The 13,065-nt window shown below is 41.1% G+C and carries 10 protein-coding genes and 1 tRNA gene; 6 read left to right on the top strand and 5 right to left on the bottom strand.

Annotated features, from left to right (window positions below; all coding sequences use genetic code 11):
• Position 1: 1 nt before the first annotated feature.
• Together hemF and BM043_RS18025 are read left to right on the top strand one after the other, a co-directional pair.
• Positions 2-913, top strand: a complete 912-nt coding sequence (gene hemF / locus BM043_RS18030) for an oxygen-dependent coproporphyrinogen oxidase (protein WP_092794274.1) — start codon at positions 2-4, stop codon at positions 911-913.
• Positions 910-1,485 carry a phosphatase PAP2 family protein gene (locus BM043_RS18025; RefSeq protein WP_092794271.1) on the top strand — a complete coding sequence of 192 codons (576 nt, stop codon included), beginning with the start codon at positions 910-912 and terminating at the stop codon, positions 1,483-1,485. Before hemF ends, BM043_RS18025 begins: the two co-directional genes overlap by 4 nt.
• Positions 1,486-1,933: 448 nt before the next feature.
• Here the strand turns inward: BM043_RS18025 and BM043_RS18015 are convergent, their stop codons facing one another.
• The gene (locus tag BM043_RS18015) at positions 1,934-4,468 is read right to left on the bottom strand and encodes a phosphoenolpyruvate carboxylase (protein WP_092794265.1); all 2,535 of its coding nucleotides are present in this window, start codon (positions 4,466-4,468) and stop codon (positions 1,934-1,936) included.
• Positions 4,469-4,641: 173 nt separating this feature from the next.
• Between BM043_RS18015 and BM043_RS18010 the strand changes: the two genes are divergently transcribed.
• Positions 4,642-5,772 carry a lactonase family protein gene (locus BM043_RS18010; RefSeq protein WP_092794262.1) on the top strand — a complete coding sequence of 377 codons (1,131 nt, stop codon included), beginning with the start codon at positions 4,642-4,644 and terminating at the stop codon, positions 5,770-5,772.
• Here the strand turns inward: BM043_RS18010 and BM043_RS18005 are convergent.
• Entirely contained in the window at positions 5,766-6,842 is a 1,077-nt protein-coding gene (locus tag BM043_RS18005) for an o-succinylbenzoate synthase (RefSeq protein WP_092794386.1), read from the bottom strand. The genes BM043_RS18010 and BM043_RS18005 overlap by 7 nt on opposite strands.
• Before the next feature lie 68 nt (positions 6,843-6,910).
• Between BM043_RS18005 and BM043_RS18000 the strand changes: the two genes are divergently transcribed.
• Positions 6,911-8,119, top strand: coding sequence for an S-adenosylmethionine:tRNA ribosyltransferase-isomerase (locus BM043_RS18000; protein ID WP_092794260.1), 1,209 nt, complete (start codon positions 6,911-6,913; stop codon positions 8,117-8,119).
• 1 nt (position 8,120) lies between these two features.
• Here BM043_RS18000 and BM043_RS17995 read toward each other — a convergent pair whose 3' ends face one another.
• Positions 8,121-8,531 (bottom strand): LytR/AlgR family response regulator transcription factor, encoded by a 411-nt coding sequence (locus BM043_RS17995; protein WP_245753076.1) that lies wholly within the window; start codon positions 8,529-8,531, stop codon positions 8,121-8,123.
• A gap of 100 nt (positions 8,532-8,631) precedes the next feature.
• On the opposite strand from BM043_RS17995, the gene BM043_RS17990 reads away from it, so the two are divergent.
• Positions 8,632-10,140 carry a hypothetical protein gene (locus BM043_RS17990; protein ID WP_092794257.1) on the top strand — a complete coding sequence of 503 codons (1,509 nt, stop codon included), beginning with the start codon at positions 8,632-8,634 and terminating at the stop codon, positions 10,138-10,140.
• On the opposite strand, the gene BM043_RS17985 is transcribed toward BM043_RS17990, so the two are convergent.
• Positions 10,137-11,435, bottom strand: coding sequence for a nitrogen regulation protein NR(II) (locus BM043_RS17985; RefSeq protein ID WP_092794254.1), 1,299 nt, complete (start codon positions 11,433-11,435; stop codon positions 10,137-10,139). The two genes, BM043_RS17990 and BM043_RS17985, sit on opposite strands and share 4 nt — an antisense overlap.
• A gap of 216 nt (positions 11,436-11,651) precedes the next feature.
• Positions 11,652-11,906 (bottom strand): hypothetical protein, encoded by a 255-nt coding sequence (locus tag BM043_RS17980; RefSeq protein WP_092794251.1) that lies wholly within the window; start codon positions 11,904-11,906, stop codon positions 11,652-11,654.
• A gap of 443 nt (positions 11,907-12,349) precedes the next feature.
• Between BM043_RS17980 and BM043_RS17975 the strand changes: the two genes are divergently transcribed.
• Positions 12,350-12,438 (top strand) — tRNA-Ser (locus tag BM043_RS17975).
• Positions 12,439-13,065: the final 627 nt, after the last annotated feature.

Genomic DNA, 13,065 nt, shown 5'->3' with positions numbered 1-13,065 from the left:
AATGAGTAGAAAAAGAAAAGAAGAAATCGCCTTGATCTACCAAAACATGCAAGATCATATCTGCATGGAACTGGAGAGACATGATGGCTTGGGGAAATTTCACGAAGACCTTTGGGATCGCGAAGATGGCGGCGGAGGACGAACTAGAATTTTCCAGAATGGAAAAATTATTGAAAAAGGTGGGGTTGCTTTCTCTGCCGTGCATGGATCTACACCAAAGAAAATTCTTCAAAAATTAAACCTGGAGCAAGCGGACTTTTTTGCCACCGGAGTGTCCATTGTCATTCATCCGAAAAGTCCCATGGTTCCCATCATTCATATGAATATCCGCTATTTTGAAATGGATAACGGGACTCATTGGTTTGGTGGAGGAATTGACCTGACGCCTCATTACATTGTACCTGAAGATGCCGCGTATTTTCACCGAGAAGTGAAGAAAACCTGTGATCGTTTTGATTCTAGCTACTATCCCAAGTTTAAGGCTTGGGCTGATGATTACTTTTTTCTCAAACACCGAAATGAAACTCGTGGAGTTGGTGGGATTTTTTACGATCGATTAAGTGCCAATGATGATGCCCATTTCGAGCAAATTTTAGATTTCAGTTTGGCCTTGGGTAAGCTCTTTCCAGAGGTGTATGGCTATTTTATGCAAAAGAACGCTGATATTCCTTTTGGAGAGCAAGAGGAGCTTTGGCAGAATTACCGGCGGGGAAGATATGTGGAATTCAATTTGGTCTGGGATGCGGGCACCAAATTCGGATTGGACACCAATGGGCGAACGGAAAGTATTTTGATGAGTATGCCCCCTCAGGCGAATTGGACCTACATGTATCAGGCAAAACCGGATAGCCCGGAGGACTTTACGCTCAAGCATCTAAAAAAGGGGATTGATTGGCTAAATTTCAAGTCATGATTGAGCGGATAAAAGAATGGGATGAATCCCTTTTTCTCTGGTTAAACGGGTTTCATTGGGACTGGCTTGATCCGGTGGTTTATCGAGCGACTGAAACGAGCACTTGGATCCCTTTGTACCTTTTGCTTATTTATCTGATTTACAAAATTGATCCCAAAAATAGCTGGTGGGTTTTCGGTGGAGTGGCCTTGACTATTTTGATTGCCGATCAGACCACATCGGGATTTATGAAGCCTTTTTTCGAGCGACTTCGCCCCTGTCATGACGAGCGATGGGATGAGGCCATTCACAACTACGGGAGATGCGGGGGATTGTATGGATTTGCTTCCTCGCATGCGGCCAATACCTTTGGCCTAGCCGTATTTCTCAATCTGAAATTGAAAGGCAAACTCCCCTATCTTGGCTGGTTGTTCCTTTACGCTTTTTTGGTGAGTTATACCCGGATTTATTTAGGAGTACATTATCCCGCGGATATTCTGATTGGTGCTGGAATCGGAACCTTGGCGGCATGGTTTTCTTGGTTTTTTGTGGTAGTTGTCAAGCGGGAATTGCTGAAAAAGATATTAAGTTAAATCCTAGGGTATTTTGTTGAGTCCTTCACGAAGACAACAGACTCCGCCATTATTCGTTAATTGAATTTCAAAGGAATTAAAAACTATGATCGTACAATCAAAACAGTTACCGGACTTCAACGAGTTACTTTTGGTGTTGAAAAGTCAATTTTCCAATTACGAGGTTTACCCTTCAAATTCCTTACCTCGAAAAAGTATAATTGTTAAAAAAACCGGTACACTTGGGGCTCAAATAACCCTCAATGATCGTGAGATTTTAGTAGATGCCTGTTGCCCAAACCTATTCATTTCAGCCCTAATTGGTTTTGTAAGCACAGTATTCCCTTCCTATCACAACTTTGAACTGAAGGTAACCGACTTCTTGAAAAAGAAGTACAATTGAAATCAGATCAAAAAAATAAAAGCCTCCGTTTTTCCGAAGGCTTTTACATCAATTTTGTATTGAATATTATGCAGCGTTCCTGGCTGCATTGATGATTCCAAACATACTTCTCAGCACTAATCGCTGCAGCACTTCCGACGGTTTCCCATCTTCCAGCATTTTCTGAATGGCATATTGCTGTATGGTAATCAAAGGCAATACAATGCGCTCCCGGATCGATATCGAGGCTTTGCTCACCAAATTATCCCCCATCAACTCCTCAAGTTGCGAGACTTTTTTGAGCTGCTCGACTGATTGCTGATATTCATCAAACATCAATTGCCAGAAATCACCGTAAGTCTCATTGTTTTTGAGATAAGAAGTTGCGGGATAAAAACATTTGTTCAGCGACTGCATGGAATTGCCCAAAAGGGTTCGGAAGAATAAACTCTCCTGATACAGGTTTTTCAATTCCTTTAGCCTTTTCTTTTTTTCCATTTGTGAAATCGCCGATCCCACTCCATAAAATCCGGGAATGTTTTGTTTCATCTGAGCCCAAGAGCCCACAAATGGAATTGCTCTTAGGTCTTCAAATTTCAACCCTTCCCCTTTTCCTCTTTTCAGCGGTCTAGACCCAATATTAGTCATGCCGAAGTATTTAAGCGGAGTCACATGCTCTAAATAAGGCACAAACATGGGGTGATTTTTAAATTCCTTATAGGCCTCATAACCCATATCAGCCAGCTCTTCGATCAAATCCCGCTGGGCTTGATTCAGGTTTCGCTCTGCATCTGAATAGAGATGATTTTCCAGACCGGCACTGAGTAACTGTTCGAAGTTATAGGTACAGGAAGCTTGTTTACCATAATTGGCCGAAATAGTTTGTCCTTGAATTGTCACCTGAATCTCCGCATTTTCCACTATCTCTCCCAAGGAGGCGTAGAAATTATGCATATTTCCCCCTCCGCGTGCAGGAGGTCCACCTCGACCGTCGAAAAAGACGACTTCGATTCCATTTTCGCGGGAAACTCGAGTCATCTCCTCTTTGGCGCGTAGAATGGACCAGTTGGCTTTCAGATAGCCCCCATCCTTGGTGCCATCGGAAAATCCCAGCATAATGGTTTGCTTATTTCCCCGAGAAGCAAGGTGTTTCTTGTATTCGGGAAGCTTGTAGAGCCAATCCATAATCTCCGGAGCTTCGGCCAAATCATCGATGGTTTCAAATAAAGGTACAATATCCAGCGGAAGTTGCTCCTTTCCTTCACCTAGGGTCAATTTTGCCAATTGATAGACTTCGAGTAGATGCTTGGCCGATTGGCAATTGGAAATGATGTAACGGTGCAGCGCTGCTTCCCCATTTTTCTGCTGAATGGTTTCAATCGCTCCAAAAGATTGCAGCATTTCCCGGTGAAATTCTTCTTTGAAATAAGCGAGATCTGGAAGATTGGAACAACTCAAAATTTGATCAACCTGTTCTTTTTCGGTTTCCGCAAATTCAATTCCCTTCAGCTTGAAGATTTCCTCCCAAAGCGCATCATGCTTGCGACTGTCCTGACGCATGTCCATGTAGGCAAAATGGAATCCGAAAATCCTAACTTTGAGAATAAATTCATCCAACAGCTCCAAAAACAAACCTTCATGATGATTGATCAATGCCGCGCGGGCCTCATTTAAATCGGCTAGCAGCTGATCCAGATTTTCATAAACTGGTAATTCTTCAAATAGTGTGGAATAAATTCCTCTTTCAACTTTAGCAATCACCTCCACTACATGTTTGAACGTGAGTCGACGTCTTAGCTTACGCAAATCTCTGTAATAACACCTCAACACCCATTTTTTGAGTCGCTCAGCTACTTGAAGAGTCGTCTGATGGGTGACAAAAGGATTGCCATCTCGGTCGCCTCCCGGCCAAAATCCTACCTTGAGCAGACCTGGATTTTCCCATTCATTTAATGGGATATTCAAGCTCGAAAGCAGGCGAATGGTAATATCGGAGATGCTTTGGTAGAATACATTTTCCAAGTACCAGATCAAGCTCACCGCTTCTTCATAGGGACTGGGCTTTTCCCGATTGATAAATCCGGTTTTACCCAGTTGCTGAAGCAATAAATTGATCCGGCCAATGTCGTCCTTGCGAATGGCATCCTCAAGGTCGGTAATGATTCCAAGTACATTGCCGGGATAAAATTGAGTCGGGTGAGCCGTCAGTGTTAATCTTACTGAGAAAGTCTTCAGCTTATCGATCAATTCCTGTTTTTTATGATCACTTTCTGCCCGATTGATCATGGCACGAATCGAACCCTTCCCTCCCAAATCATTGATTTTTTCGTAAGCAGCGTCCTCAATAGAATCAAACAAAACCACCTGACGCTCTACATATTGGATCATTTGAAAAAGTAAATCTGTTCGCTCTTTTTCTGGGTTATCAGGAAGCATTTCTTCAAAAAAGCCTTCAATTATTTCCCGCGGAGTTTTTTTTGATTCAAAGCCCTTTTGACAAGCTGTGGACAAAAGCGGGAGCATGGTTCCCGTCCTGAAAATATGGTCAAAGGGGAGATCTAAAAATAATGAGTTGTAAATCGTGAAGCGCTTCGCAACTTCCGTATCGTAGGTTTTATACATTTCAAATTAGATATTTAAGCATAGCAAATTAATAAATTTGTTAGTTTTAAGCGAATGATCTGCAAATTCATTAATAAAAAGAATGTTTTTTTCAATTTTTAGCAGAAAACCAAAGAAGACCAAATCTTGACTTTCTTTAGTCATCAAGTTCCTAAATTCACTATCTTTTCGCTATGAAAAATTCAATTTACCTTCTTTTCCTTTGTCTTGCAATGGCCTGTACTCATCCCGATCAAAAACAAAATGACATGACCTATCGCTTTTTAATGGGCAGCTATACCGATTCAGCAAATCAAGGAATCGAACTTTTGGAATTTAACCCAGCCAAAAATCAACTTGATATCCAAACTATAGCGGCGGGAGTGGAAAATCCCTCTTTCGTCATTGCTAATAAAAATGGGGATTTGGTCTATGCCGTAGAAGAAACAGCAGGGGAAGAAGGAGGAAAGGTGTTGGTTTTTGAGCGAAAAGAAAATAACGAAAATCTAAATCCAATTTATTCTACCAATTCTCAAGGAAATCACCCTTGCCATTTGGCGCTTTCTCCCGATGAAAAATTCCTGATCGTGAGTAATTATAGCGGAGGCAACTTCACGGTATTCAAGGCTCTCGAAAACGGACAGTTGGAACAAAAGCAGGTCATCCAACATGAGGGAAGCAGTGTCAATACAGATCGTCAAGAAGGCCCCCATGTGCATAGCGCTACCTTTGATCCGACAGGAAAATATTTGATGATTGCGGATTTAGGAAGGGATGTTGTCGCGACTTATAGTGTAGATGCTAGTTCGGATCAACCCGTCCAGCATTTAATCGACAATCTTATGTCACCTGGTGATGGTCCCAGACATTTGGCTTTTTCGCCTGATGGTAAGCAGGTTTTTGTGATCCAGGAATTGACGGCAATTTTAGAGGTATTTGATTTTTCGGAAGGGAATTTAAACTCGAAACAGCGATTACCTTTGACCAGTCCAGATTTTGAAGGAAATGTGGGGGCTGCTGAAATCCGGGTTTCAACTGATGGAAATCATCTCTATGCTTCCAATCGTGGAGATGCCAATACGCTGTCGATTTTTTCAAAGCAGGAAAATGGGGAATTTACCCTTGAAGAGCATCTCCCATCAGGAGGAATTATGCCTCGGAATTTCAATCTCACACCCGATGGAAAATACCTCATCGCAGCTCATCAAGGAAGCCATGACATTGTCGTATTTGAGCGGGATCAAAAAACCGGAGGACTAAGTTCCACCCCTTGGTCAACCAAAGCAAACAAACCGGTTTATTTATTCGCCTTGGATACTCAATAGGGATTTTCCCATTTGACCGAATCTTGATATCGAATATGGCCTTTTTCTATGCTAAGCGGAGACTGAAGGTTGTTGTGGTACAGCTTTCCTGTCCCTAATCCCTGATGAATTTTGGACTGATGAAAACTCGCCAATTGAGCAATAGCATTTAATCCGATATTACTTTCCAGCGTAGAAGTCACCCACCAGCCGATTTTCCGATTTTCGGCTAATCGAATCCATTCTGTGGTCTCCCGAAAACCTCCCAAAAGCGTTGGTTTTAAAATAATATGCTGGGGATTTATCCTATCTAGCAGCAGTTCTTTTTCCCGAACTCCAATCAGTTCCTCATCGAGAGCGATGGGAATGGGAGTGATTTCGCATAGCCTTGCCATTTCATCCCATTGACCCGCACGGATGGGTTGCTCGATGCTGTGGATTTTCAGATCGGCCAATTTTTGTAATTTTTCCAGGGCCTCATCAGGCTGAAAAGCTCCATTGGCATCTACCCGCAGCATAATTTGCTCAGCTGAAAAGTTACTTCTGATGGTTGAAAGTAATTCCAGCTCCTGCTCGAAATCAATCGCTCCAATTTTCATCTTGATGCAGTCAAAACCTTCTGAGAGTTTTTGCTCGATTTGGTCCAACATAAACTGCCGGTCTCCCATCCAAATCAAGCCATTGATAGGGATGGGTTTAAACTCATCTCGAAAATCATTCTCAAAAAAACGTTTCTTTCCTCCCGAAATCCAGTCCAAAACAGCCATTTCCAAGCCAAAGCGAATGGAAGGGAGGTCCCAGGAAACTAGTTTTTCTACTTGATCGAGCACCTCGTTTTCCTCAAGAGACCAGTCCAAATCTTCCGCTTTAGTAAGGATATTTTTAAGCTTTTCCTCAAAATCAGGCCGATCATCAATACTCAGTTTGACCAGTGGTGCGGCCTCTCCCCATCCTATCGCCGCACTCTCTGGATTGATAGCGCTAATCCACCAAACTTTGCGGGACTTCAACACTCCGCGTGAGGTCCCCGCTTCGAAGCGGAAGTTTAGCGTTCGTGAAAAAAAATCAAATTTAAGTCGGGTGCTTTTCATGGGTTTGAAGACAAAATTGGAGCTTAGCAGCGATTGCATCTATATTTGCAAAGCAAAAGCCCTTGAAAATGTTTGATCCAAAAATAGAACTTAAAGATTACGAATACATCCTTCCTGAAGATCGCATAGCGAAGTTTCCTTTGGAAAAGCGGGATCATTCCAATTTACTCCATTATCGGGAGGGAAAAATCAGTCATCATCACTTTTATGATTTACCTGATTTTTTGGAATCAAATTCACTCCTAGTCTATAATAATACCAAGGTAATTCCTGCCCGATTGATTTTTCAGCGGGAAACAGGAGCTCGGATCGAGATCTTTCTTTTACAGCCGATCGCTCCAAGTACGGTTATTCCTGAAATCATGCTTTCGACAAAGGATGTTGCATGGGAAGTCATGATAGGAAATGCCAAAAAATGGAAAGATGGTGAGGTTTTAAAAGGCCAAGTCAATTATCAAGGCGAGCTCTTGGTGCTGGAAGCCAGATTAGAAAACCGGGAAAAGCAACTTGTTTCCTTTCACTGGGAAAGTGATGAAATTCCCTTTGTATCTATTGTAGAAGCTAGCGGAGAGGTTCCACTTCCTCCCTACCTGAATAGAAAACCAGTGGCTGAAGATAAATCTCGATATCAGACCGTCTATTCAAAAAAAGAAGGAGCTGTAGCTGCACCCACGGCGGGATTGCATTTTACAGATGAAGTTTTTGAAAGTCTCCGAAAAAAGGGAATTAAAGAAGCAGAGCTTACTTTGCATGTCAGTGCAGGCACTTTTCAACCGATCAAGGTAGCGAACGTTACCGAACATGCGATGCACAGTGAGCAGATTCACATTCAGCGGGAGACAATCGAGCAGCTTCTCGATCAAGAAGGAAAAACTATCGCCGTCGGGACGACGTCAGTTCGGAGTTTGGAGAGTCTCTATTGGTTTGGGGTGAAAATTCTGGAGGAAAATACGCCCGAATTTTTCATTGAGAAGTTGTTTCCTTATAAAAAGCGAACGCAATTGCCCACCAAAAAACAAGCTTTGCAGGCCGTACTTGATAGGATGGATCAGGAAAAAAGTACAGAAATAATGGGCTCGACCGAAATTTTCATTTTCCCGGGATATCAGTTTCAAATGATTGAAGGTTTGATCACCAACTTCCATCAACCGGGATCCACTTTGATTCTTTTGATTGCGGCAATTTTGGGAGAGGATTGGAAAAAAGTTTATGAGGAAGCCCTAGGTAATGGCTACCGGTTTCTGAGCTATGGAGACAGTAGTTTGCTTTGGATCTAATTTAATCCCCTCCAAGTTTTTGAATTCCTTCGATGAGTTTTTGGTAGTAAGTTCGACCAATTGGAATAAACTCATCACCTACCCGCAATTCCCGGGTGTTGATCGCAAGGATTTCTTCCAACCGCACAATATAGCTTTTATGAATTCGCATAAATTCATGATTGGGCAGGGCTTCTTCAAATTCCTTCAGAATATTTCGGATCGAAAGTTCAAAATCCTTAGTCACTAAAGTTGTATAGTTCCCATTTCCTTTCAGCCAGAGAATCTCCTGATACTTCACTTTGACCAGGGAACCATCATGACGTACAAAGATGGAATCCCGTATCAACAAATCTGAAGGCTTTTGAAGACTTATCGGTTTTTCTGCCATGCCATTGCCATTTCTTCGAGCACTTTCAATTAATTCATTCATTAGTAAACCCCTTTGCGAATCAACTCGATGTAGAAAGTCATTGTTCAGAAAAGTAAAATAATAAAAACCAAAGCTGATCTTTTTTGTAATTTTAGAGACCATGCGAACAGTGACTCTTACTTTTATTTTTGGGCTTTTTGCGCTACTGTCCTGTGACAAAAAAAATGATCCTATTCCCAATCCCCCTGATGAGGGCAAAAGCGAAATTCGCATCAACTCCATCCAACTCCAAGACTGGACTGATGGCCCCAAAAAAGTCTATGAAAATGAATGGAATCTGAGTATTCAAAAATCCGGGGATAATTCGCCGATTTCCTTCTCTTTCCACCCCAACAATTCTCCGATACAGGAAAAAATTGAGTTGGAAAAAGGCAGTTATTCATATAGCTATGAATCCGAGTCCACTCCTACATTTTCGGATTTTCTCCCTGTGAAAATATCTGGAGAATTTGATGCTGAAAACCCCGATCAACCGGTGGATTTAAACGGGGTAGCGAAAAGCAAACGAGTATTTTTCCAGATGAACTATGAGTCATCAACACCTAAGCTTGAGCAACCACAGATAATGGATTTCTATCCGCAGGAGGGTGATTTCTATCTTTATTATAATACCTCGGATTTATTGAAAATCAGAATACCATTTCCAGAATCCGAGCGATTTCTGACTCAGTTTCATGCAGCTAATTCTACTTCCCTTTCGACAACTTATCGAGTAGAATGGCCAGAAAACAATGATTTTTATGAAAATTCTATAAAATTGGATGAGAATGAATGGCCGGTCACACTGATTCCCACTACTCTGAACAGGTTGGATGAATCCCAGGATGAAACCTCGGGACTTGCCTGGATTGAGGGGAGGCTTTTTTCGATCAATGATGGCGACAATTCCAATGAAATCCACGAGATCGATCCTTTTTCGGGAGCGGTTGTACGAAGTATTGAAGTGACTAATGCGGCAAATGTAGATTGGGAAGATTTGGCCCAAAGTGAAAACCATCTTTTTATAGGGGATTTTGGAAACAATATTGGAAATCGCAGGGATCTAGTCATCTATAAAGTAGCGATTTCAGACTTGCTGAATCAAGCAGTTTTAGAGGCGGAAAAAATTGAATTCAACTACCCAAATCAGACAGATTTTGGTAATAATTCAATGAACCATGAGTTTGACTGTGAAGCGATGGTTTACCTTGATGGAAGTCTTCATCTCTTTACTAAAAATTGGGTTTCCGAGAGCAGCGATCACTATATTTTGCCCTCAGATGCGGGAAGCTATGATGCTGAATTACTGGAAAATATAGATTTGGATGGTTTAGTTACCGCAGCAGACATCGATCCAGAGTCCGGCCGACTGATTTTAATGGGTTTTCGTCGTTTGGGTAGCAATCCTTTGGAGCAGTGGCTTTGGTTTTTCGAGGGAATAGCAGAAAATAAAGTCCAGGGGAGATTCCAACAAAGCAAAATAGGAGGCATCCCAGCAAGGGGATTTCCAGAGGGATTGGCCTTTTGGGAAAAAGGCAATATTTGGATTAGTTCTGAGCGCTTTGTCCTAGAGGGTGTTTATGATATCCCGCCGCTAATCGGAGTAGTGGGCTTGGAGGGATTATTTTAATCCAAAGCCGACATTTTCTTGGCATTACTACGGATTACCTCGTCGAGTTCTTGTGCCAAAGGCTTCAAGTAAGAGAAGTACTTTTTGTTTTCCTCATCCAGTTTTTGATGGTCGATCAAGTCCAACAAACCCAACATAGAAGACAATGGGGAACGCAAAATATGCGAAGGCTTAAGTGCGAGATCTTTCAGTTCATGGTTTTCGACCTCCAACTGTCTGATTCGACTATAAAATTTCGTGACATCAATTGCCTGAATCAAAATACCCTCACTATGTCCATAAGCATCCAAAATTGGACTGGTCCTTACATTCCAAAAACTGGAATCCTTTTCGGCATCAATCCTCACATCCACTGTTCGTTCATTGCCATCAAAAGATTGTGCGATCGCTTTATTGACCTGGTCGCGGCGTTTTCCGGCCCATTGGCTAGAAAACTGAGCACCTGATTTCAACTCATCCAAACCGACTCTTTTCGAAAACTCGACTGCAGATTGATTCTGCTGAACGATAGTAAAATGGCGATCCAGGACCCAAACTGCGCCTTGAATCGCAGCCAATTGACTTGAAGAAAAAGGCTGTATTGAAGCTTGAGGTTTGTGGATTCTTATGGAAGGTGCCAAAAGAAAAGTAAAGCCATGTGAATGTCTACTTAGCAATCCAGCCAATGCCATCCGATTGGGAAATTGCGCCGGAATTTTTAGAAATAGCGGCTGGGCATTCGCATCCAAATTTTTTATTTTTTCTTGTACCGCAGAAGAAAAATCAAATGTGTCGGAATTCAGAATAGACTGATTAGATAAAGTCTCAGACGAAGCGCTGAGCCATTGTGCTACCTTGTCATCCAAGTGTGTGATTTTAAATTCAGAGTTGATCTCTACTTTTCCAAAATGTAAGATTTCAGCCATTTTTTCCCATGGAAGTTCCTGCTCCAGAAACTTCAAACTCACTCCCAATCCTACCAAGCCTACGATGTCCATTTCATCATTGAGCACCATAGAAAACTCCCACCAAATAGAATGAGAATACTTTTGATTGAGTTGAGGAAAATTGAGCAAAATATTTTTGGAATCTTGGGGTCTGGAAATCATTTGATCCAGCATCTCTGCAAATTCCTTTGAAGATTCCTCGTCTAGAGCTTGGAAAAAATTCTCGTTTAATTTTAGACCACTTTTACCAAGCAGCAGATCATTTGCGTCCAAAAGCAGACCCTCCACATCAAGCAGTGCAAAATAGAAATGCGCTGATTCCATGAGGAAGTCTGGTAACAATTGTTCTGAGTTTTGGACTTTGATCATAAATTGGCTCTACAAACAGGAGTATTTTATACCTTTTAAACCCAAAGATTATTAAAAAAATTGGTAAAAAAAATGTAGAATAGATGGCTAAACAGGTGATATTCAGGCATTATTCAGAATATTATTTTTTAAGCACAATAAAAAGTAAAACTTAAAACAAAAAATGCTTTTCGTCCTAAAAACTCTTTTTAATAATTTTTAAATTTTTTTTAAAAATTATTGAATGAGGTCAGAGTTATTGTGAAAATCGGTGTAATCGATCTCTTTTACCATCAAAATAAGTGCATCAGAAAACACCTGTTTGCAGACACTGACTTGGTAAGGAAAATTATAATCTCCTGTTTTAAAAACCGGAGTAGAACCAAAGAATCGAAGGATTTCCACCTCTGAGTCAGATTTAATAGCTATTCTATCATTTTTATTTAGGCAGTTTTCTATAAGAAATGTCCCCGTATTTGTTTGAATAATCATAAATGAAGAAATTGAATTTCAAATTTAGAATTTGTATTGGATGAAAAAATACCCTGTACTGGGTATTTTTAAAAAAACCGGGATATTTCCCGACATAAATTGACATTGATAGTCAATCGTTTACCTTTCCCAAAAAAAAGAGCTGGAATCGAGTAGTTCAGACCTTGGTAAAATCTGATCAATTCCTTTATATTTGCATCGCTTTAGAGAGTTGGGTGAGTGGCTTAAACCATCCGCCGCGGCGGATAAACTGTCGTACGAGTCCTATAAAGTAAAAAAAAATAGAGAGAGTTGGGTGAGTGGCTTAAACCATCCGCCACGGCGGATAAACTGTCGTACGAGTCCTATAAAGTAAAAAAAATAGAGAGAGTTGGGTGAGTGGCTTAAACCATCCGCCACGGCGGATAAACTGTCGTACGAGTCCTATAAAGTAAAAAAAATAGAGAGAGTTGGGTGAGTGGCTTAAACCAGCAGTTTGCTAAACTGTCGTACGGGTCAATCCGTACCGGGGGTTCGAATCCCCCACTCTCTGCAAGTCAAAACCTTAACTATCTGAAATATTGATAGTTAGGGTTTTGTTTTTAGAAACAGGGATCTTTTAAGGGTCTTATAAATCTGATCTAGATCAGAATTTGTCGTTTTTTTGGATTTAGATCACTCCAGTTATTTACTCTGCATCCTATCGCTCCCATTTTCAACAGGCTCGAACAATTCGTACGGTACGAGGGGTACGAAGTGTACGATTGGTACGAATCGCGAATGGCTTTAGAAGCCAAAAAGAAACTTCAAAGAAGCGAAGGACCCCAGCAGAAAAAAGCAGAATGAACCAAGGCTAACCAGTCTAAATCCCCTCTTCGAAAGAAATGGCTTTTTCAAATGTGAATCTTGAACCAAGGAAAGTACAAATCCAGTTCCGATAAATAGGGTGACAATTACGAGTGGTTCCAGCATTTAATCAAAAGATTATGTGGCTATGCATTGTGCAATCTACAAAAATTGACCCATTACAAGTAATTAACTCATTCAACCCTACCTCCTACACAGTCGGAAAATTGATATTCCTCCAAACCAAGTGCTGTAAACTGAAAAAAGACTTATTGATGTATTTATATAAAACCATCTTTACTTATTTACACCAAAACCCAAACCACTTTGATTC

This window comes from Algoriphagus hitonicola, assembly GCF_900113375.1.
Classification (GTDB): Bacteria; Bacteroidota; Bacteroidia; order Cytophagales; family Cyclobacteriaceae; genus Algoriphagus; species Algoriphagus hitonicola.
Note: the sequence above shows the minus strand (reverse complement) of the source record. Positions and strands in the feature narration are given on the sequence as shown.